This window comes from Streptomyces sp. UG1 (genome assembly GCF_049974585.1).
Classification (GTDB): Bacteria; Actinomycetota; Actinomycetes; order Streptomycetales; family Streptomycetaceae; genus Streptomyces.
In genome coordinates this window covers 1-22,075 of record NZ_JBNGGG010000067.1, presented here as the reverse complement: position 1 = coordinate 22,075, position 22,075 = coordinate 1, and the positions used below count along the sequence as shown (strand labels likewise).

The 22,075-nt window shown below is 72.3% G+C and carries 13 protein-coding genes and 1 pseudogene; 6 read left to right on the top strand and 8 right to left on the bottom strand.

Going from position 1 to position 22,075, the window contains the following annotated elements; translation table 11 throughout:
- Positions 1–2: 2 nt before the first annotated feature.
- From ACP4J3_RS46975 to ACP4J3_RS46960, 4 genes are read right to left on the bottom strand one after another with little or no spacing between them, the layout of a single operon-like run.
- The gene (locus ACP4J3_RS46975; RefSeq protein ID WP_426543730.1) at positions 3–650 is read right to left on the bottom strand and encodes a response regulator; all 648 of its coding nucleotides are present in this window, start codon (positions 648–650) and stop codon (positions 3–5) included.
- Positions 643–1,896, bottom strand: a complete 1,254-nt coding sequence (locus ACP4J3_RS46970) for a sensor histidine kinase (RefSeq protein WP_426543728.1) — start codon at positions 1,894–1,896, stop codon at positions 643–645. The genes ACP4J3_RS46975 and ACP4J3_RS46970 overlap by 8 nt, the downstream gene beginning before the upstream one ends.
- A 25-nt stretch (positions 1,897–1,921) precedes the next feature.
- The gene (locus ACP4J3_RS46965; protein WP_426543726.1) at positions 1,922–2,671 is read right to left on the bottom strand and encodes an ABC transporter permease; all 750 of its coding nucleotides are present in this window, start codon (positions 2,669–2,671) and stop codon (positions 1,922–1,924) included.
- A complete protein-coding gene (locus ACP4J3_RS46960) occupies positions 2,668–3,573 on the bottom strand; it encodes an ATP-binding cassette domain-containing protein (protein ID WP_426543724.1) in 906 nt (301 codons plus the stop codon). The genes ACP4J3_RS46965 and ACP4J3_RS46960 overlap by 4 nt, the downstream gene beginning before the upstream one ends.
- Positions 3,574–3,779: 206 nt before the next feature.
- Between ACP4J3_RS46960 and ACP4J3_RS46955 the strand changes: the two are divergent.
- From ACP4J3_RS46955 to ACP4J3_RS46940, 4 genes and pseudogenes are all read left to right on the top strand, one after another.
- Positions 3,780–5,564, top strand: a pseudogene (locus ACP4J3_RS46955) (ABC transporter ATP-binding protein); the annotation flags it as partial.
- Positions 5,565–6,283: 719 nt separating this feature from the next.
- Complete coding sequence (locus ACP4J3_RS46950) at positions 6,284–8,149, top strand: ABC transporter ATP-binding protein (protein ID WP_426543722.1); 1,866 nt, start codon at positions 6,284–6,286, stop codon at positions 8,147–8,149.
- Positions 8,150–8,188: 39 nt separating this feature from the next.
- The gene (locus ACP4J3_RS46945; protein ID WP_426543720.1) at positions 8,189–9,901 is read left to right on the top strand and encodes an ABC transporter transmembrane domain-containing protein; all 1,713 of its coding nucleotides are present in this window, start codon (positions 8,189–8,191) and stop codon (positions 9,899–9,901) included.
- Entirely contained in the window at positions 9,898–11,670 is a 1,773-nt protein-coding gene (locus tag ACP4J3_RS46940; RefSeq protein ID WP_426543718.1) for an ABC transporter ATP-binding protein, read from the top strand. Before ACP4J3_RS46945 ends, ACP4J3_RS46940 begins: the two co-directional genes overlap by 4 nt.
- Before the next feature lie 27 nt (positions 11,671–11,697).
- Here ACP4J3_RS46940 and ACP4J3_RS46935 read toward each other — a convergent pair whose 3' ends face one another.
- The 4 genes from ACP4J3_RS46935 to ACP4J3_RS46920 all read right to left on the bottom strand — a co-directional run bounded on the left by ACP4J3_RS46935 (position 11,698) and on the right by ACP4J3_RS46920 (position 19,577).
- Positions 11,698–12,213 (bottom strand): DUF1990 family protein, encoded by a 516-nt coding sequence (locus tag ACP4J3_RS46935; protein ID WP_426543716.1) that lies wholly within the window; start codon positions 12,211–12,213, stop codon positions 11,698–11,700.
- Positions 12,214–12,427: 214 nt separating this feature from the next.
- On the bottom strand, positions 12,428–14,524 hold the full coding sequence (locus ACP4J3_RS46930) for a M4 family metallopeptidase (RefSeq protein WP_426543714.1): 2,097 nt from the start codon (positions 14,522–14,524) through the stop codon (positions 12,428–12,430).
- 273 nt (positions 14,525–14,797) lie between these two features.
- The gene (locus ACP4J3_RS46925; RefSeq protein ID WP_426543712.1) at positions 14,798–16,828 is read right to left on the bottom strand and encodes an NAD(+) synthase; all 2,031 of its coding nucleotides are present in this window, start codon (positions 16,826–16,828) and stop codon (positions 14,798–14,800) included.
- 130 nt (positions 16,829–16,958) lie between these two features.
- A complete protein-coding gene (locus ACP4J3_RS46920) occupies positions 16,959–19,577 on the bottom strand; it encodes a glycosyltransferase family 1 protein (RefSeq protein ID WP_426543710.1) in 2,619 nt (872 codons plus the stop codon).
- Between the two features lie 354 nt (positions 19,578–19,931).
- Between ACP4J3_RS46920 and ACP4J3_RS46915 the strand changes: the two genes are divergently transcribed.
- Both ACP4J3_RS46915 and ACP4J3_RS46910 read left to right on the top strand, forming a co-directional pair.
- Entirely contained in the window at positions 19,932–21,134 is a 1,203-nt protein-coding gene (locus tag ACP4J3_RS46915; protein WP_426543708.1) for a S8 family peptidase, read from the top strand.
- 237 nt (positions 21,135–21,371) lie between these two features.
- The coding region (locus tag ACP4J3_RS46910; protein WP_426543706.1) for a maltotransferase domain-containing protein at positions 21,372–22,075 on the top strand (704 nt) is incomplete at its 3' end.

The following is a 22,075-nucleotide window of genomic DNA, read 5'->3' as shown; positions in this document are numbered from 1 at the left end:
GCTCAGCCGAGGATCCGCCGCTCGTACGCCGTCGCGACCGCCGCCGCGCGGTCGTTGACGCCCAACTTGGCATACAGGTGGGTCAGGTGCGTCTTCACGGTCGCCTCGCTGATGAACAGCTCACGGGCGATCTCGCGGTTGGAGGTGCCCTTGGCGACCAGGGCCAGGACCTCGCGCTCGCGGGCGGACAGGGGCTCGCCCGCCGGGGCCTTCGGCGCGCGGACCGCGGAGACCAGGCGGGAGGCGACGGCCGGGGAGAGCACCGTGCGGCCCTCGGCGGCGGCCCGGACCGCGGTGAACAGCTCGTCGCGCGGGGCGTCCTTGAGCAGGTAGCCGGTGGCTCCCGCCTCGATGGCGGGCAGGGTGTCGGAGTCGGTGTCGTACGTGGTCAGCACGAGGATCCTGGCGCGGGCGCCGACGCGGGTGAGGTGGGCGATGGCCGCGACCCCGCCGCCGCCCGGCATCCGCAGGTCCATCAGGATCACGTCGGGGTCGAGGGCGGCGGCCCGCTCCAGGGCCTCCTCGCCGTCGGCCGCCTCACCGAGCACCTTGAATCCGGGTGCGGACTCGAACATGCCGCGCAGACCGTCCCGTACGACGGGATGGTCGTCGACGATCAACAGGGTGATGGAAGCCTCGTCGCTACTCATGGCGCACCAACGGTACGCGAGCCGACAGGGCCGTGCCGCGCCCCGGTTCGGACTCCACGGTGAGGCAGCCGGCCATGCGCTCGGCGCGGGCGCGCATGCCGGGCAGTCCGAAGCCGCCGTTGCTGCCGCGCTCGGGGAGGGTGAGGAGGTCGAAGCCCTGGCCGTCGTCGCGGATGTCGAGGATCACCTCGTCGCCGAGGAAGGACAGGGTGACGCCGACGCGGGTCGCGCGGGCGTGCCGGGAGGCGTTGGACAGGGCCTCCTGGGCGATCCTGAGCAGGGTGGCCGACAGCTCGTCGTGGAGTTGTTCCGCGGTGCCGGTGACGGTGAAGTCGGCGCGTACGCCGGTGCGTTGCGCCCATTCGGTGACCGTGCTCCGCAGCGCCTGCGGGAGCCCGTCGTGCTCCAGCGCCACGGGGGCGAGGTTGTGCACGGAGCGGCGGGCCTCGCCGAGGCTGTGCCGGGCGAGGGCGGAGGCGCGGTCGAGATGGGTGCGGGCCGTCGGCAGGTCGGGGGCGTTCGCGACGACCTGGAGCTGGGCGATGATGCCGGTCAGGCCCTGGGCGATGGTGTCGTGGATCTCGGCGGCGAGCCGGCGGCGCTCATCGGCGACACCCGCTTCCCGGGCCTGGACGAGGAGTTGGGAGTGGAGGGCGGCGTTCTCGTCGAGCGCCTGTTGCAACGCCGCGTTGGTGCGTTCGAGTTCGGCGATGGTCTCGGCGCGGGCGCGGGAGCGTTCCTCCTGCTGTGCGGTGAGATGGCCGACGACCGTCAGTATGACGCTGTTGACCACCACGAGCCCGGCGAACACCGCCCACTGCACCGGCTCACGGAACGGCATTCCCCCGGCCTGCGCACCCGAGACGGCGATCGCGCAGGCGAACGGGCCGATCCACCGTAGCCTTCGGCCGGGCATCAGCTCGTCGGCGTCGAAGTAGCCGGCCGCCACGTAGAACGCGAAGAACGGATTGAGCCATGTGAGGGCGAAGCCGAGCCCCCAACGCACGGCGTAGTACACGGTGCCGGCGTTCGACGGACCCGGGCGGTCGCGGCTCGCCCGGCCCCACCACACCTGGAGTCCGAGCCCCGCGGCGACCAGCACCGCGACCGCGATCCGTTCCGCCGTGCCCGGCGTCAGTTCGGCGGTGGCGACCGACAGCAGCGTGGCCACCGCGAGCAGCCCGTACGGGCCCCTGCCGCGGATCAGCTCCCAGCGCCGCTCGATGTCCGTGTCCGCCGCGGTCATGCCACCAGTGTGCACGGCGGGCCCCCTACTCCCAGCGGAACCAGCGCGCGGCACCGGCCGTGAGCAGCACCGTCCAGGCCACGAGCACGCCCAGGTGGCCCCAGCCCGGCCAGTCCCCCGCCGCCGCCTGGTTCAGTGCCTCGGCCGCCGCGCCGAAGGGCGTGTAGCCGACGCAGCGGGCCAGGACGTCCGGCATGGTCTGCACCGGCATCCACACGCCCGCGCAGAACATGGCCGGGAAGAACACGGCCGACCCGATGGCGCCGGCGATCTTCGTCGTCCGGGACAGCGCGGAGATCACGGCACCCAGCGCGAGGGCGACCAGCACGGCCAGGAGCAGGGCCAGGGCGTATCCGTAGCCCTGCCGCGGCAGCCGTACGTCGAAGGCGAGCCGGCCGACCACCAGGGCGAGCAGCGCGGAGACCAGGGCGGCCCCGCCGTACAGGAACATCTGCACGGACAGCAGGGTGGCCGGACGGACGGGGGTGGTGGACATCCGGCGCAGGATGCCGCGCTCGCGGTAGCCGGTGAGGGTCTGCGGCATCGCCTGGATCCCCCCGACGATCAGGCCGAGCAGCACGGACACCGGCACGTAGCCGTCGATCGGGCGCAACCCGCCGAAGGCCGGGTCGGTCTCCCGGAACGCCGGGATCGAGCCGAGGATCCCCAGCAGCAGGGGCGGGAATCCCAGGATCCAGAAGAGGGCACCGGGCTCCCGGCGGAAGAGCCGGACCTCGCTCTTCAGTACGGCGGTGTTGACCAGGGCCGCGCTCATGCCGCTGTCTCCTTCGTCAGGTCGAGGAAGGCGTCGTCCAACGTGGCGTCGGTGACGCGGAGTTGATGAGCCGTGATGTGCGTGCGAGCGAGGAGGGTGATGACGGCGTTGACGGTCTCGTCGGTGCCGGAGAGGGTGACGCGGCCGTCCTTGTGCTGGAGCGAGGCGAGCCCGGGCAGCGCGTTCAGGTCACCGTCGTCGAGCGGGGTGGACGGCGTGAAGGTGATGACGGTGGCGCCCGCCGAGCGGCGGATGAGGCCGGCCGGCGTGTCCAGGGCGGCCACCCGCCCCTTGTCGATGACGGCGATCCGGTCGCACAACCGCTGTGCCTCCTCCATGAAGTGGGTGACGAGGAGGACGGTCACACCATTGGCGCGGATGTCCTCGATCAGCTCCCAGGTGTCCCGGCGGGCGCGCGGGTCGAGGCCGGTGGTCAGCTCGTCCAGGACGACGATCCGGGGGTTGCCGATGAGGGCGAGGGCGATGAACAGGCGCTGCTTCAGGCCGCCGGAGAGCTTGCCGAACCGGGTGCCGAGCCTGGCGGCCAGGCCGAGGCGCTCGGCGAGGAGCCGCCAGTCGGCGGGCCGGTCGTAGAACGCGGCGTACAGCTCCAGCGCCTCGCGGACGGTGAGCTTGGCCTGCAGCTCGCTCTCCTGGAGCTGGGCGCCGAGGACGCGGGCCACGCGCGCGTGGTCGGCGACGGGGTCGAGGCCGGTGACCCGGACGCGGCCGGCGTCCGGGACGCGCATGCCCTCGACGCACTCGACGGTGGTGGTCTTGCCGGCGCCGTTCGGGCCGAGGATGCCGAAGATCTCGCCCTCCTCGACGGCGAAGGAGACTCCGTCGACGACGGTGCGGTCGCCGTAGGACTTGCGCAGATCGGTGACTTCTATGACGGACATGGCATCAGGGTCGCCCGGCGGCGGGGTCCGGCACATCGGCCGTCCCGCTCGAGCCGGCATCACCCGATCGGCTGATGCAGCGGATACGACTTCACCGCCACGGCCGTACGACCCCTCGAACACGCAGGTCGTAGGACCAGCGGCCGATCGCGAACCGTCCAAAACTCGGTGGGCACTGTCAGTGGCGATCCGTAGGCTCGCTGCTGATGGTGACGACACGTGCAACCGCCGAGGACAGGTCCGGACAACGTTCCGCCGTACGTACGCTGCTGCGCCTGTGGCCGTACGTGCGGCCCGTGCGGGTGCGGCTGTCCATCGCCGCGTTCGTGGCGATCCTGGCCTCCTGCCTGTCACTGGTCATTCCCCTCGTCCTGAAGTGGATGGTGGACGGGCCCGTCGCCGACCGGGAACCGGCGGGGGTGTGGCTCGGGGCGCTGGGCCTGCTGCTGCTCGGGTTCGCGGAGGCGCTGCTGTTCGGGCTGCGGCGGTGGCTGGTGGCGCGGCCGCTGGCGGGGGTCGAGGCGGCGATGCGGGCGGATCTGTACCGGCATCTGCAGCGGCTTCCGGTCGCCTTCCACGACCGGTGGGCCTCGGGTCAGTTGCTGTCGCGGGGCACTACCGATCTGATGCTGCTGCGCATGTTCCTCGCCTTTCCGCTGACGTTCCTGCTGGTCAACAGCGTGACGATTCTCGTCGGCGTGATCATCATGCTGCTCCAGGACTGGACGCTGGGGCTGGTGGTCCTCGTTCCGGCGGTGCCCGTGATGGTCACCTGCGTGGTCTTCGAGAAGCGGTACGCCGATGTCGCGCGCCGGGCGCAGGACCAGGTCGGCGATCTGACGACGGTCGTCGAGGAGAGCGTGCTCGGCATCCGGATCATCAAGGGGTTCGGGCGGCATCGCAGTCAGGCACGGGCGTTCCGGGAGCTGTCGCGGACGCTGCGCGGCACGGAGCTGCGCAAGGCGCGGCTGCTGGCGACGATCTGGGGCGTCATCGTGACGCTGCCGGAGGTGGCCATCGGGGCGGCGCTGGTGCTGGGCGCGGTGCGGGTGGCGGACGGGGAGCTGTCGGCGGGCACGCTGGTGGCGTTCCTGTCGACGGCTCTGGCACTGCGGTGGCCCGTGGACTCGATCGGGTTCCTGCTGGCGATGAGCCAGGAGGCGGCGACGGCGACGGAGCGGTACTTCGAGGCGATGGACGCGCAGCCGGAGGGCGCCGCGCTCACGCCGGCGGAGGGGCACGACGGTACGGACCTCGGACTCCGGTTCCACGACGTGCGGTTCCGCTACCCCGACGCCCCCGCCGGCTCCCCGCCCGTCCTCGACCGCGTCGACCTGCACATCCGCCCCGGCGAGTCCATGGCCCTCGTGGGCGCGACGGGCAGCGGCAAGACGACGCTGACTGCCCTCGTCCCCCGCCTGCACGAGGTGACGTCCGGCCGGATCACCCTCGACGGGCAGGACATCACGGCGATGACCCGCGAGGAGCTGCGCACCCTCGTCGCCGTCGCCTTCGAGGAGCCCACGCTCTTCTCGGCCAGCGTCGCGGACAACGTTCTCATGGGGGCGACGGACGGTGCGGGCGAGGCTGAGCTGGAGCGGGCGCTCGGCGTCGCGCAGGCCGGCTTCGCGCACGCCCTGCCGCACGGCACCGGGACACAGGTCGGCGAGCAGGGGCTCAGCCTGTCCGGCGGGCAGCGGCAGCGGCTGGCGCTCGCGCGGGCGGTCGTGGGCCGGCCTCGCTTCCTCGTCCTGGACGATCCCCTGTCCGCCCTCGACGTGCACACCGAGGCCGCCGTCGAGGCCGCCCTGCGGGACGTGCTCGCCGAGACCACCGCCCTCATCGTCGCCCACCGCCCGTCCACGGTCCTCCTCGCAGACCGCGTCGCCCTCCTCTCCGACGGCCGCATCACCGCCGTCGGCACCCATCACGAACTACTGTGCGACAACGCCGAGTACGCCCGCCTGATGGCCGGAACGGAGGGGGCGGACGACGTGGCCGCGGCGAACGGAACGGTTGCTGGGGCGGGCCGGGTGGGGGGAGGTCGCCGGGCGGAGGAACGTCCCCGGGCAGAGGAACGTCCCCGGGCGGAGGAAGGTTCCCGGGCGGAGGAAGGTCCCCGGGCGGACGGAGGGAGCCGGGTGGACGCAGCCAGCCGAGCGGACGACGAGCGCCGGGCGGACCGCGCTACACGGGTGGACGAAGAGGACCGGGCGGACGTAACCGGCCAGGAGGACCGGGCGGACGGAAGCGGCCGGGCAACCCGAGACGCCCGAGCCGACCGAGAGGATCAGCGGCACCGAGCCGGCCGGAGCGACCAAGAAAACCGGGCCGACGAAACCAGCCGAGCCGCCCGAAAGGGCCGGCCGCACCGAACCACCCGAACCGGCCAGGACGACCAGCCCCACCGAACCGGCCGAGCCAACCAAGAAGACCAGGCCGACGAAACCAGCCGAGCAACCCGAGACGGCCGAACCGGACAAGAGCACCAGCCGCGCCGAGCCGACCGGACCAGCCAAGAAGACCGGGCAGGCGAAATCAACCGGGGCTCTCGCAGCGGCCCGTCATACCGAGCCGGCCAAGAAGGCCAGGCCACCCGAAACGACCAGCCGCGCCGAGATCGCCGGGGCGGCGCAGAAAAGCAGGCGCGGCGGACCGGCCCAACAGGTGACGAGAACCCGGCGGGCGGAGGGCACGAGGAGGTCCGTCGATGAGCTTGCCCGTCGCCACGACCGCCGCCGTCCCGGACAAGGGCCGCCCCGGCGGGCAGTCCGGCCACGCGGACCAGGACCCCTTCGACCGGGACGTCCTGCCCACTCCCCCGGGTGCCACCGCCGCCCTCCTGCGCTCCCTGCTCACCCCGATGAAGGCCCGCGTCGCCCTCACCACCCTCCTGCTGCTGCTCCAGCAGGCGGCAGTGCAGGCGGGCCCGCTGCTGGTGGCGTACGCCATCGACACGGCCGTGCCGGCGTTCCGGCGCGACGACCTCGGGCCGCTGGTCGCGGTCGGCGTCGGCTATCTGCTGTGCGCGCTGGCCTCCGGCACGCTCCAGTACGCGTTCATCCTGGTCTCCGCCCGCGTCAACCAGGACGTCCTGCTCGACCTGCGTGGCCGTATCTTCCGCCATGCCCAGGCCCTGAGCATCGACTTCCACGAGCGCTACACCTCGGGCCGGCTCATCTCCCGCTCCACGACGGACGTGGAGTCCCTGCGCGAACTGCTCAATGAGGGGCTGCAGGAACTCGTCACCGTCATCCTGTCCTTCGTCTACATCTCGGCGATGCTGCTGTGGCTCGATCTCGGGCTGGGCACGGTCGCCGTGGCCTCCTTCGTGCCGCTGTACCTCCTCGTACGGCTCTACCGGCGGCGCGCCGCACGCGTGTACACCCTGCGCTCCACGGCCATCGCCGCCGTGATCGTCAAGTTCGTCGAGACGATGAACGGCATCCGCCCGGTGCGCGCCTTCAGGCGCGAGGCCGCCAACGACGCCGACTTCCGGGTCCTCAACACCCGGCACGAGCGGACCAACGGCGACGCGCTGCTCGAGATGGCGCGTTACGTCGTCGGCTCCCGGCTCGTCGCCAACACCGCCGTCGCGGGGATCGTGCTGTGGGGCGCCCACCGGGTCGCGGGTGGCACACTGGCCCTCGGTGTGCTGGCGGCGGCGGTGCTGTATCTGCGCCGGCTGTACGACCCGATCGACCGGCTCGGCATGTTCCTCAACTCGTACCAGTCGGCGGCGGCCTCCCTGGAGAAGATCGCCGGGCTGCTGGCCCAGACGCCGTCCGTGCCCGAGCCGCGGGAGCCGCAGCGGCTTCCGGCGCTCCGGTCGGAGCACCCCGGCCGCGAGGTGGTCTTCGACTCCGTCCGGTTCGGCTACCGCACCGGCGGCGAGGTACTGCCCCGCTTCGACCTCACGCTCCCGGCCGGGCAGACGGTCGCCGTCGTCGGCTCCACCGGCGCGGGCAAGTCGACGCTGGCCAAGCTGCTCGCCCGGTTCTACGACCCCTCGGGCGGCCGGGTCCTGCTGGACGGCGTCGACCTGCGCGAGCTGGCCGTGCCGGAACTGCGGCGCGGGGTGGTGATGGTGACGCAGGAGGCGTTCCTGTTCTCCGGCACGGTCGCCGAGAACATCGCCATCGGCCGGCCGGACGCCACCCGGGAGGAGATCGAGCGGGCCGCGAAGGCCATCGGCGCGCACGACTTCATCAGCTCGCTGCCGGACGGCTACGACACCGACGTACGCAAGCGGGGCGGTCGTATCTCCGCAGGTCAGCGTCAACTCGTCGCGTTCGCCCGGGCGTTGCTCGCCGACCCCGCCGTGCTGATCCTCGACGAGGCGACCAGCTCCCTCGACATCCCCGGCGAACGGGCCGTGCAGCGCGCGATGTCGACGGTGCTGCACGGGCGTACGGCCGTCGTCATCGCGCACCGCCTGTCCACGGTCGAGATCGCCGACCGGGTGCTGGTCATGGAGCACGGGGAGATCGTCGAGGACGGCACACCGGCCGAACTCGTCGCCGGGACGGGCAGGTTCGCGGATCTGCACCGGGCGTGGCGGGACAGCCTGGCGTAGCCGAACGACAAGAGGACGACGAACGGGGCAGGGGGAAGGTTGATCGACGCGTACGAGGATCCGGGCGAGCCCGACTGCCGCGGTGGCGCCCGCTATCTGTGGTGGCTGGTCACCCAGCAGGCCGGGCGGTCCGCGCTCGGGGCCCTGATCTCCGCCGTGTGGATGGTGCTGCTGGCGGCGGCGCCGTATCTGCTCTCGCGGGCCGTGGACGAGGGGCTGGCGCCGGGCGACTACGCGATGCTGGCCGCGTGGACCGGGGTGCTGGCCGTCGTGCACGTGTTCAACGCGTGGCTGAGCATCATGCGGCACCGCACGATGACCCGGGTCCGGATGGACGCCATGTTCCGCACGGTCAAGGTCCTGGTCGGGCACTCGGTCCGGTTGGGCGCCGCGCTGCCGCGCCGGATCGGGGCCGGGGAGGTCGTCACCATCGGGGTGGGCGACGTCCAGACGATCAGTAGCTCCCTGACCGTCATCGGGCCCGGGTTCGGCGCGGTCGTCGCCTATCTGGCGGTCGCCGTGATGCTGGTGACGGTGTCGGTGCCGATCGCGGTGGTCGTCCTGCTCGGCATGCCGGCGATCGCCGTGCTGGTGGGTCCGCTGCTGGGCCGGCTGCAGGGCACGGAGGCGGAGTACCGGGAACGGCAGAGCGTCCTGACCGCCCGTATCGCCGACCTCGCGGGCGGCCTGCGCGTCCTCAACGGCCTCGGCGGCAAGGACCTGGTCGCGGACGCCTTCCACCGCGACTCCCAGCGGCTGCGCGCGCAGGGCTACCGGGTCGGGGCGGTGACGAGCTGGGTGCAGGCGCTCGGGGTGGGGCTGCCGACGCTGTTCCTGGCGGTGGTGACGTGGCTTGCGGCCCGGCTGGCCGCCGAGGGCGCGATCACCGTGGGCGAGCTGGTCTCCGTGTACGGCTATGTCGCGGTCCTGGTCCGTCCGGTGGCGTTCGTCGTGGAGTGGGTCTACCAGGTGACCCGCGCGGTGGTGGCGGCTCGTCGGGTCGTACGGTTCCTGCGGATGGAGCCGATGGCCGACACCGGCACCCGGGACGCGCCCACGGAGCCGGCGGCGCTGCACGACCCCGAGTCGGGCGTAAGGGTGCTGCCGGGCCGTCTGACCGCGCTGGCCGCCGCGCTGCCGACCGACGCCACGGCCGTGGTGGACCGACTCGGCCGCTACACCCCGTCCAGGGCGACCTGGGGCGAAGTCCCCCTGACCGAGATCGCGTTACCGCAGCTCAGACAGCGCGTCCTGGTCGCCGACCACGAGTCCGACCTGTTCGCGGGCCCCCTGCGCGAGCTGGTCGCCGGCGACGCGGACCGGGACGAGGCGGCGATCGCCCGGGCGGTGTACACGGCGGTCGCCGACGACATCGTCCGGGGTCTGCCCGACGGCCTCGACACCCCGATCGACGCCCAGGGCCGCAACCTCTCCGGCGGCCAGCGCCAGCGGGTCCGCCTGGTCCGCGCCCTGCTCGCGGACCCCGAGGTGCTGCTGGCGGTGGAGCCGATGTCGGCCCTGGACGCGCACACCGAGGCGAGGGTCGCGGAGCGCCTGCACACGGCCCGCCGGCACCGCACGACGCTGGTGACGTCGACGTCCCCGCTGGTCCTGGACCGCGCGGACACGGTGCACTACCTGGTCGACGGCAAGGTGGCGGCGACGGGCACGCACCGCGAGCTGCTGGACTCGGAGCCGGGATACCGGGCGTTGGTGGCACGGGACGAGGACGCCGAGGAGGTCGTACGGTGACCGCGGATTCCTCCGGCCGGCTCCCCGTCGCCGAGCGCGCCGATGTCCGGCGGGCCGCCCTTCGGCTGGTCCGTGTCGATGCGCGGGCCTTCGTCGCCGTACTGGCGTTGAACTCGCTCGCGGCCGTCGCCGGGCTGGCCGGGCCGTGGCTGGTCGGGCGGATCATCGACGAGGTGCGCGGCGGCAGCGGCGTCGGGGCCGTGGACAGGCTGGCCCTGGCCATCCTGGTCTGCTCGGTCGCCCAACTGCTCCTGGCCCGCTGGGCCCGCTACGTGGGCCACCGCTTCGGCGAGCGCACCCTCGCCCGGGTCCGCGAGGACTTCGTGGACCGCACCCTCGCCCTCCCCGCGAACGTCGTGGAGCGCGCCGGCGCCGGCGACCTCACCGCCCGCGGCACCGCGGACGTCGCCGTGGTCGGCACCACCCTGCGCGACGTCGGCCCGGAACTGCTCATCAGCTCCGTCCAGGCCCTGTTCCTGCTGGCCGCGGTGATCACCCTGAACCCGCTGCTCGGGCTCTGCGGGGTGCTCGGCTTCGGCGGGATCCGGTGGGCGCTGCGCTGGTATCTGCGCCGGGCCCGCGACGGCTATCTCGCCGAGGGCGCGGCCACCTCGGACGTCGCGGAGATCCTTGCGGCGACCGCGTCCGGCGCCCGCACGGTGGAGGCGCTGCGCCTGGCCAAGCGCCGGGTGGCCGCGAGCCGGGACGCGCTGGAGACGTCCCGTAGGACCCGGTTCCACACGCTGTTCCTGCGCAGCGTCTTCTTCCCGGCCGTCGAGGTGTCGTACCTGGTCCCCGTGGTGACGGTGCTGCTGCTCGGCGGGGTGCTGCTGGAGCGCGGCGTGCTCAGCCTGGGCTCGGTCGTGGCGGCCGCGCTGTATCTGCAGCAACTGGCCGAGCCGCTGGACGAGATCCTGATGCGGATCGAGCAACTTCAGAGCAGCGGCGCCTCGTTCGCCCGCGTGGAGGGGCTCGCACGGGCCCCGCAGGCGACGGAGACCGACTCCCCCGTCCCCGCGGACGACCGGATCGACGTGACCGGGGTGCGTTACGCCTATGACCGCGGCGGCGAGGTCCTCGGCGGCGTCGATCTGACCGTGCGGCCGGGGGAACGGCTCGCGGTGGTCGGCCCGTCCGGCGCCGGCAAGACGACCCTGAGCCGGCTGCTCGCGGGCGTGGACGCGCCGACCGCCGGCTCGGTGACGGTGGGCGGTGTGCCGGTCGTCGCGCTGGGCCCGGAGCAACTGCGCCGCCAGGTCGTCCTGGTCACCCAGGAGCACCATGTCTTCCTCGGCACGGTCCGCGACAACCTCCGGATCGCCGAGCCGTCCGCCACGGACGCGGACCTGTGGGCGGCCCTGACCGCGGTCGGCGCCGACACCTGGGTACGGGGGCTGCCCGACGGCCTGGACACGGCGCTGGGCGACGGCGGGCGCGGTACGGACGGCTCGCAGGCCCAGCAGCTCGCCCTCGCGCGGGTGGTGCTGGCCGACCCGCACACCCTGATCCTGGACGAGGCGACGGCCCTGCTGGACCCGACGACCGCCCGGCACACCGAGCGCGCCCTGGCCGCCGTACTTCAGGGCCGTACCGTCATCGCCATCGCGCACCGTCTGCACACCGCGCACGACGCGGACCGCGTGGCCGTGATGGAGAACGGCCGCATCACCGAGCTGGGCACACACGACGAACTGGTCACGGCCGACGGGGCGTACGCGGCACTGTGGCGCTCCTGGCACGGGGAGCGGCCCACCGACGGCGGCACTTAGAGACGCCGCGTCATCTGCCCGTCAAGGTCACTCGTCATCACCACCGCACATCCGCCGCAGCACCGCCCCGCACCGCCGCGCATACGCGTGCTGCAGGCCACGGGTGGCCGGGCCGCCCGCTCGGGTGTACCACTTGGCCGGGCGGCTGAAGGCGCGGACGGTCAGCCACACGGTGCCGTCCCCCGTGCGCTCCACCAGGAAGGCCTCCTCGCCGCACTCCGGATGGCCGGCGAGCGTGCCGTACGCCCAGCCGATCCTGCGGTGCTCCTCCACCGTCCAGACCACCCGGCACGGGGCCTTGATGACACCGGCGAGGGTGACCGTGACGTCGACGTCGGGGGCCGCGCGGTCGGCCGTGGCCTCGATGCCGACGCCCATCGCGCGGTGCATCTCCCAGGTCATGACCGCCTCGGCGGCTCTGCGGAAGACCTCCTCGCCCTCGCCGATGCGGGTGCGCACGTGCAGGGGGCGGAAGCCGGGCGGGCAGAAGCCGTTCTCCCGGGTCGCGCCGACGTCGTCGTACGTGAAAGGCCCCAAAGACATGGTTCCCAAGGGTAGGACGGCACCCGGGAATGCCTTCGTCCCGGGTGCCGTCCGCCGAGCCTGTGTCAACAGGCCCGTGCTCAGCTCACGTTGACGGCGGTCCAGGCCGCCGCCACCGCCTTGTGCTCGGTCAGCGCCTTGCACCAGATCTGGACCGCCTTGTCGCGGCCGCCCTGTCCTGACCGCGCCTGAACGGGTTTACGGGCTTACGGGGCTACGGGAAGGTCAGCTTCCAGCCGTTGATGTAGCCGGTGTCGATGGCCGCGTTGTCCTGGACGCGCAGCGTCCAGGTGCCGTTGGCGGTCTCGGAGGACGCGTTCACCGTGTAGGTGGTGTTCAGGTTGTCCGAACTCCCGCCGGTGCCGTACCCCTTCAGCGTGTACACCGTGCCGTCGGGGGCGAGCAGATCCACCTTGAGGTCGCCGATGTAGGTGTGGACGATGTCCACGCCGACCTGGAGGTCGGACGGCGCGTTGCCGGTCCGGCCGGACACGGTGATCGCGGAGGTCACGGCCGCCCCGTTGTCCGGGATCGACACGTCGGTGCCGCTCTCGAAGGTCGTACCGCCACCGCCGCCGCCCCCGTCGGAGCGCGTGCCCACGTTGACGCCGGCCCAGGCGTCCTGCACCGCCTTGTACTCGGCGCTCGTGGTGCCGTACAGCTCACCGGCCGCCGCCAGGGTGCCGGTACGGGCGCCCGCGTAGTTGGTCGTGGACGTGAACTTGGTGGTCAGCGCGCGGAACCAGATCTTCTCCGCCTTGTCCCGGCCGATGCCGGTGACCGGAAGGCCGTCCGAGGTGGGCGAGTCGTAGGTGACACCGTTGATGGTCTTGGTGCCGCTGCCCTCGCTCAGCAGGTAGAAGAAGTGGTTCGCGGGCCCGGACGAGTAGTGCACGTCGATCGAGCCGATGCCGGAGTACCAGGCGTCCTTCGACGAGCCGTCCCTGCTGGGCTTGTCCATGTAGCGCAACGGCGTGCCGTCACCGCGGATGTTGATCTCCTCGCCGATGAGGTAGTCACCGACGTCGGAGGAGTTGCCGGCGTAGAACTCGACGGTCGCGCCGAAGATGTCGGAGGTGGCCTCGTTCAGACCGCCCGACTCGCCGCTGTAGCGCAGGCCAGCGGTGTTGGAGGTGAGCCCGTGGGTCATCTCGTGCGCGGCCACGTCGATCGACACCAGCGGGTTGGCGTTGCCCGAGCCGTCGCCGTACGTCATGCAGAAGCAGCTGTCGGACCAGAACGCGTTGACGTAGTTGTTGCCGTAGTGGACCCGGGAGTACGCGCCCACGCCGTCGCCGCGGATGCCGCTGCGCCCATGCACGTTCTTGTAGTAGTCCCAGGTCAGCGCGGCACCGTAGTGCGCGTCGGCGCCCGCGGACTCCAGGTTGGACGGGCTGCCGTTGCCCCAGACGTCGTCGGAGCCGGAGAAGAGGGTGCCGGTGCCGGAGGTGCCGCGGTTGAGGTTGTACGTCCGGTGGTTGCCGCGCGCGCCGTCGGTGAGGTTGTACGTCGAACCGGACTGCGTGGTGGTCAGGTCGACCGTGCCGCTGTACACCGTGTTGCCGGTGCCGGTCTCGATGGCCTCCCACTCGTACAGCTTCGCGCCGGTGGTGGCGTCGGTGATGACGTGCAGCTCCTGCGGGGTGCCGTCGTGCTGGAACCCGCCGACGACCGTCTCGTACGCCACGGTCGGCTTGCCGTCCGCGGCCCAGATCACCTTGCGGGGCGCCCGGTTGACGTCGGGGCTCTTGGCGTCCTCGGCCTTCGCGGCGGCCAGCGCCTGCTTCTCGGCCTTGGCGGCGGGTACGGCGGCCGCGGTGGTGGCCGGCTTGATGGCGGTGCGGGTCGCCTTGACGACGGCCTCGGTCGCGCCGGACTTCGCGGTCTCGACGACCAGGTCGCCGCCGAGGACGGGCAGGCCGTCGTAGGTGCGCTCGTAGCGGGTGTGGAGCGTGCCGTCGCCGTCCTTGAGGACGTCACGGACGACCAGCTTCTCCTTGGCGCCCAGACCCAGGTCCTTGGCGGTGTCCGCCTTGGTGGCGTTGGCCTCGCGTATCAACTGCGCACGCTGGGCGGGGGACAGCTTGACGGACTCTGCGCCCGGTATGACCTTGCCCGCGGCCGACGGTGCCTTCTCCGGGGCTGCGGTGGCGGCGCCCGTCTGGACGGCCGCGGCGATCAGGGCGGAGACGCCGACGAGGGCGACGGCGGCGGCCCGGCGGTGCGTCGTGCGGCGCTGTGCTGCGTGGGAGGTGCGTCTGTGGGGGGTGCGTCTGTGGGGGGTGCGTCTGCGGGAGGAACTGTCTCTCAACACTGACTCCTTCTGCGCGGCCGCGGATCACGCGGCCAGGGGAGACCGGCCGGCGGGTGGGCCGTCCGGGCGGAACGTGGTGGTACGCAGAACGACGTGCGCGTGCGGGAGCTCGGCCGCGGGCACCGTCGTGTGACGGTGGTGTGGGGTTGCTGTGACGCGGCCGTGGGAAGCGTGTCAGGTGACCGCGGTTTCTGTCAGGGCCGCGTCAGGAAGTTGGCCGGAAATCGTCCGTTGTCCGGGAGTTCACGTTCGATAAACGAACCGGACGCCTCAGTCGTCGATGCGGTCGAGGTCCCGCAGCCAGGCAGCCGCGTTGCCGTCCGACGGCGCGCGCCAGTCACCGCGCGGCGAGAGCGAGCCGCCGGCCGAGACCTTCGGGCCGTTCGGCATGGCGGACCGCTTGAACTGTGCGAACGCGAAGAAGCGACGGCAGAACACCTCGAGCCAGCGCCGGATCTCGGCCAGGTCGTACGCCACCCGCTTCGCCTCGGGGAACCCGGGCGGCCAGGCCCCCGCGTCCGCCTGGTGCCAGGCGTGCCACGCCAGGAAGGCGATCTTCGACGGCCGGAAGCCGTACCGCAGGACGTAGAAGAGCGTGAAGTCGTGCAGCGCGTACGGCCCGATCTTCGACTCCGTCGACTGCATCTCCTCGCCCGGCACCAGCTCCGGGCTGATCTCGGTGTCGAGGATCGCGGCCAGCGTCCTGCCGGTCTCCTCGTCGAACTGCTCGCTGCCGATGACCCAGCGGATCAGATGCTGGATCAGCGTCTTCGGCACACCCGAGTTGACGTTGTAGTGGCTCATCTGGTCGCCCACGCCGTACGTGGACCAGCCCAGCGCCAGCTCCGAGAGGTCGCCGGTGCCGAGCACGATGCCGCCGCGCTGGTTGGCGAGGCGGAACAGGTAGTCCGTGCGCAGGCCGGCCTGGACGTTCTCGAAGGTGACGTCGTACACCGGCTCGCCGGCCGCGAAGGGGTGGCCCATCTCCTGGAGCATCAGGCGCGCGGTCGGCGTGATGTCCAGCTCGGCCGCGGTGACGCCGAGGGAGTTCATCAGCTTGTGGGCGTTGTCCTTGGTGTGGTCGCTGGTGGCGAAGCCCGGCAGGGTGAAGGCGAGGATGTCGCTGCGCGGGCGGCCCGCGCGGTCCATCGCCCGGGCGGCGACGATCAGCGCGTGCGTGGAGTCCAGCCCGCCGGACACCCCGATGACGACCTTGGGGCCGCCGATCGCGCCCAGCCGCTGCTGGAGGCCCGCGACCTGGATGTTGTACGCCTCGTAGCAGTCCAGGGCGAGCCGGTCGGCGTCGGCGGGCACGAACGGGAAGCGCTCGACCCGGCGCTTGAGCCCCAGGTCGGTCGTCGGCGGGTCGAGCCGGAACCGCACCCGCCGGAAGTCGTCGGTCCGCCCGGCGTGCGCGCGCCGGTTGTCGTCGAACGTGCCCATCCGGTGCCGCTCCTGCCGCAGCAGGTCCAGGTCCACGTCGGCCACCGCGTACTGGTCGTCGAGCGGGAAGCGGTCCGTCTCGGCGAGCAGGACGCCGTTCTCGTAGATCATGGTCTGCCCGTCCCAGGACAGATCGGTGGTCGACTCACCGAGCCCGGCCGCCGAGTAGACGTACGCCGCCAGACAGCGCGCGGACGCCGCCCGGCACAGCAGCCGACGGTCCTCGGCCCGGCCCACCGTGATCGGGCTGCCGGACAGGTTCGCAAGCACGGTCGCGCCCGCCAGCGCCGCCTCCGCGCTCGGCGGCACCGGCACCCACATGTCCTCGCAGATCTCGGCGTGCAGGACCAGCCCCGGCACGTCCTGCGCCTCGAAGAGCAGGTCGATCCCGAACGGCACCTCCTCGCCGCCGACCCGGATCGTCCCGCCCCGCTCGTCCTCGCCGGACGCGATCTGCCGGCGCTCGTAGAACTCCCGGTAGTTCGGCGGGTACGACTTCGGCGCCACGCCGAGGATCCGGCCCCGGTGCACGATCACCGCGCAGTTGTAGATCCGGTGGCGGTGGCGCAGCGGCGCGCCGACGACCAGCACGGGCAGCAGCTCCGCCGACCCGGCGACCACGGCCCGGACCGCCTCCTCGACCTCGTCGAGCACCGCGTCCTGCAGCAGCAGGTCCTCGATCGAGTACCCCGTCAGCCCCAGCTCGGGAAAGACGGCGACGGCGACGCCCTCCCGCGCACACCGGCGCGCCTGCCGCAGCACGGCCTCCGCGTTGGCGCGCGGGTCGGCGATGACGGTGTGGCCCGTACACGCGGCGACCCGCGCGAAGCCGTGCTGGTAGATCGACCAGAAGTTCAATGGACTGCGGCTTTCTGCTGTGGCTTTCTACCGTGGCTTTCTTCAGCGTGCCAGGGATCTCCTACGGCACGAGCATAGATCGCTTGTTCGCGACGCCTCGGCACACCCACAGCGCCCACAGCCCCCGCGGTCACCGCATCAGAACCCCCGCCCCCTCCCCCATCTCCTCGGACGGCACCGCCACCAGCCCCAGCTCCGCGCTCGACGCCAGCAGCCGGTGTGCCGGGAGGATGCGGACCGTGTAGCCGTACGGTCCCGTCCGGTCCAGGGACAGCGGGCCCTCGTAGGTCCAGCGGCCCTCCGTGTCGGAGCCCGACGCCGGCTTCAGGGGCACCGTCGAGGCGTGGGCGATGCGGTCCTCGGAGTCGACCCGGCCGGAGACCGCCTGGACCTCGACGTCGTCGGGGGCGAGGGCGCCGAGGGCGACGCGGACGCGGAGGGTGAGGGTGGTGCCGAGCTCCGCCGTGGCGGTGGCCGCGGACGTCTCCACGTGGTCGACGCTCACGTCGTGCCACGCCGAGCGGACCCGCGCCTTCCAGGCAGCCAGCTCACGCGCCGCGTCCGGCGTCATCGCGCGGTGGGCGTGCGCGGCGGGCGCGTAGAGGCGTTCCACGTACTCGCGGACCATCCGGCCGGCCAGGACCTTCGGGCCCAGCAGGGTCAGGGTCCGGCGGACCATCTCGATCCAGCGGTCCGGCAGGCCCGCCGGGCCGTGCTCGTAGAAGCGCGGCGTGACGCGCTGTTCCAGCAGGTCGTACAGCGCCGCCGCCTCTATGTCGTCGCGCCGGTCCGGGTCGGTGCCGGTGCCGTCCGCGGTGGGGATCGCCCAGCCGAAGTCGGGCTGGAACCACTCGTCCCACCAGCCGTCGAGCACCGACAGGTTCAGGCAGCCGTTCAGGGCCGCCTTCATGCCCGAGGTGCCGCACGCCTCCAGGGGCCGGAGCGGGTTGTTCAGCCAGATGTCGCAGCCGGGGTAGAGCTTCTGGGCCATCGCCATGCCGTAGTCCGGCAGGAAGACGATGCGGTGGCGCACCCGCGGGTCGTCCGCGAACCTCACCAGCTCCTGCACCAGGCGCTTGCCGCCGTCGTCCGCCGGGTGCGCCTTGCCCGCCACCACGATCTGGATCGGCCGCTCCGGGTGCAGCAGCAGGTCCATCAGACGGTCGCGGTCGCGCAGCATCAGCGTCAGGCGTTTGTACGACGGCACCCGGCGCGCGAATCCGATCGTGAGGACGTCGGGGTCCAGGACCCCGTCGATCCAGCCCAACTCGGCCGTTCCGGCGCCGCGTTGCCGCCAGGAGGCGCGCAGGCGCTCGCGCACCTCAAGGACGAGCTGCTCGCGCAGCGCCCGCCGCAGCTCCCAGATGTCCTGGTCGGGGATCTCCCCGACCGCGTCCCAGCGCTCCGAGCCGCCGAGGGTCATCGCGTCCTCGGTGCGCCGGGCGCCGATCTGGCGGGCGCCGAGGCGGAAGACCTCGGGGGCGACCCAGGTGGGCGCGTGCACGCCGTTGGTGACGGAGGTGATCGGGACCTCCTCGGGGTCGAATCCCGGCCACAGTCCGGAGAACATCTCGCGGCTGACGTTTCCGTGCAGCAGCGAGACGCCGTTCGCCCGCTGGCCCAGGCGCAGACCCATCACGGCCATGTTGAACAGGTTGGGTTCGCCGCCGGGGTAGGTCTCCATGCCGAGCCGGAGGATGTGCTCGACCTCGACGCCCGGGAGTTCGGCGTCGGAACCGAAGTGGTGGGCGACCAGCTCGCGGTCGAAGCGGTCGATGCCGGCCGGGACGGGGGTGTGGGTGGTGAAGACGGTGCCGGCACGGACCGCCTCCAGGGCGGAGTCGAAGTCCAGGCCCTCGGCGGCCAGTTCGGCGATGCGCTCCAGGCCCAGGAAGCCGGCGTGCCCCTCGTTGGTGTGGAAGACCTCGGGGGCGGCGTGGCCGGTCAGGCGGCAGTACGTACGGACCGCCCGGACACCTCCTATACCCAGCAGCATCTCCTGGAGCAGCCGGTGCTCGCTGCCGCCGCCGTAGAGCCGGTCGGTCACGCCCCGTTCGCCGAGGTCGTTCTCCTCGACGTCCGAGTCGAGCATCAGCAGCGGCACCCGGCCGACCTGGGCCAGCCAGACGCGGGCGTGCAGCGACTTGCCGCCGGGCAGGGCGAGGGAGACCCGGGCGGGGGTGCCGTCGGGTTCCTTCAGGAGGGTGAGCGGCAGCTCGTTCGGGTCCAGGACGGGGTAGTGCTCCTGCTGCCAGCCGTCCCGGGACAGGGTCTGGCGGAAGTAGCCGTGCCGGTACAGCAGCCCGACGCCGATCAGCGGCACACCGAGGTCGCTGGCCGCCTTGAGGTGGTCGCCGGCCAGGATGCCGAGGCCGCCGGAGTACTGCGGCAGGGCGGCGGTGATGCCGAACTCGGGCGAGAAGTAGGCGACGGCGGCGGGCAGTTCGGCGGACTGCTCCTGGTACCAGCGCTCACCGGTGACATAGTCGTCGAGGTCGCCGGCGACCGCGGTCAGACGGCGCAGGAAGCGGCGGTCCTCGGCCAGCTCGGCCAGCCGCTCGGACGACACGCTGCCCAGCAGCCGGACGGGGTCGTTGCCCGAGGCGGCCCAGCGCTCGGGGTCCACGGACTGGAAGAGGTCGCGGGTCTCGGCGTGCCAGGACCAGCGCAGATTGCGCGCCAGGTCGCTCAGGGGCCGGAGGGGTTCGGGGAGGACAGGTCGGACGGTGAATCGACGGATCGCCTTCACGGTTCACCTCGGGCAGCGCGTGGCAGGGGGCCCACGGCGGTGTGGGTCCCGTCATCGCCCCCGACGGTATCGGTATGCGGGGCTTCGTAACCACAGCGCGTTTTGCGACGCTCCACGCGACTCTCCAGCGGAGAGGGCGCCCGTCCGCGGGGCGGCGGAAGGCGTGCCTCCGGCTGAAATCGGCCGCAACCTTTACACACCCCCCATAGGCGATATGGCCGATTCCGCCCCCGTAGGCCTCCTTGTGGCGACTTCTCGCATCACGAGAAGGTGACAGTCGGCGCACCGGCCGGGCCGGGTGCACCCGGCGTTCCAGGGCCGCGGTGCGCCGAGTTGAGGAGGGGAACTCACACCATGGCACGGACGCTTTCGCGGCGTCTGCGCCGGGCGGGTGGCCTGACCGCGGTGACCTGTGTCGCCGCGCTTTCGGCCACCACCATGCCCGCGCACGCCGCACCGGAGGGGCAGATACTCGGCGCCGGGAAACCCGGCACCGTCAGCGGCAGTTACCTGGTGACACTCAAGGGGGGAACGAAGGCTCCGTCGACGGCCGGAAAGAGCCTCGCCGAGAAGTACGGGGCGAAAATCAGCCACACCTACGGCACGGTCCTCAACGGCTACGCCATCCAGGCGGGCGAGAGACAGGCCAGGCGCCTCGCGGCGGACCCCCGGGTCGCCTCGGTCGTCCAGGACACCCGTGTGACACCGGCCCACGCCCAGAAGAACCCGCCGTCCTGGGGGCTCGACCGCATCGACCAGCGGAACCTGCCCCTGGACAAGAGCTACACCTGGCCCGAGTCCGCGGGGGCGGGAGTGACGGTGTACGTGATCGACACCGGCATCCGCATCTCGCACAAGGACTTCGGCGGACGGGCGCGCTACGGCTGGGACTTCGTCGGCAACGACAGGACCGCGAGCGACGGCAACGGCCACGGCACCCATGTCGCCGGCACCATCGCGGGCAGGCAGTACGGCGTCGCCAAGAAGGCCAAGGTCGTCGCCGTACGCGTCCTCGACAACGCCGGCGGCGGCACCACGTCCGACGTCATCGCGGGCATCGACTGGGTGACCAGGCACGCCAAGAAGCCGGCGGTCGCCAACGTCAGCCTCGGCGGCTACCGCAACACGCAGTTGGACGCCGCCGTACGCAACTCCATCGCCTCCGGCGTCATCTACACGGTCGCGGCGGGCAACGACGGGCTGCCGGCCGGCCTGTACTCCCCCGCCGCGGTACGGGAGGCCATCACGGTCGGCGCCACCGACCGCAAGGACGCCCGCGCGGGCTTCTCCAACACCGGCACGGCCCTTGACCTGTTCGCCCCGGGCGTGTCGATCACCTCCGCGTCGTACGCGAGCGACACCGGCCGGGCGACCTTCTCCGGTACGTCCATGGCGTCGCCGCACGCGGCGGGCGCGGCCGCGCTCTATCTGGCCGACCATCCCAAGGCACCGCCCGCACAGGTGTCCAAGGCGCTCGTGGCGCGGGCCGCGTCCGGCAAGGTCTCCGGCCGCGGGCTCGGCTCACCGAACAAACTGCTGCAGGTACCGGGCTCGTAGCGCCCTCTTCACGCCGAAGTGCGGACACCGGCCCCGTTCTGCTGGAACGGGGCCGGTCTTGTGCGTAGACATACGCGTGAGTAGTTAACAAAGTGCCGGATTGCCCACCCGAATAGGGTGGGAAGGCTCCTTCGGTACACCCCACCCGTGCACCCCCGGGTGCACTCTGCACCACCACGCAGGACCCACCTCCCCACAGCCATCCGCCCACCCACGTTGACGCGGACAGGAGCGGTCATGCCCGCCATGCACCACCAGTCGTCCTCACCCCCGACGCCTCGCACCGAAGCACTCCCGAAGCCCCGCGCCGTCACCGCCGACCCCGGACCGCCGGCCCCGGAGCGACCCTCCACGACCGACATGGCCGGCGGCGTCGGGCGCATACCGGTTCTCGACGTCCGCCCGATCGTCCAGCACGGGCGCAGGCCCGCGAAGGCGGTGACCGGCGAGACCTTCGAGATCTCGGCGACCGTGTTCCGCGAGGGCCATGACGCCGTGGCCGCCAATGTCGTGCTGACCGGCCCGGACGGCCGTCCCGGCCCGTGGACGCCGATGCGTGAACTGGCCCCCGGCACCGACCGCTGGGGCGCCGACGTCACCGCCGGTGAGCCGGGTCACTGGACCTACCATGTCGAGGCCTGGGGCGACCCGGTGGCCACCTGGCGGCACCACGCGCAGATCAAGATCCCGGCCGGGATGGACACCGAGCTGGTGCTGGAGGAGGGCGCGCGGCTGTACGAGCGCGCCGCCGCCGGAGTGCCCGAGGGCGAGGGGCGGCCGGTGATCCGCGCGGCTGTGGCGGCCCTGCGGGACGAAAGCCGCCCGGCCGCCTGGCGGTTGGCGGCGGCGCTGACGCCCGAGGTCGACGCGGTGTTGGGCCGGTATCCGCTGCGGGACCTGGTCACCGCCACCGACCCGCTGCCCCTGCTGGTGGAACGCGA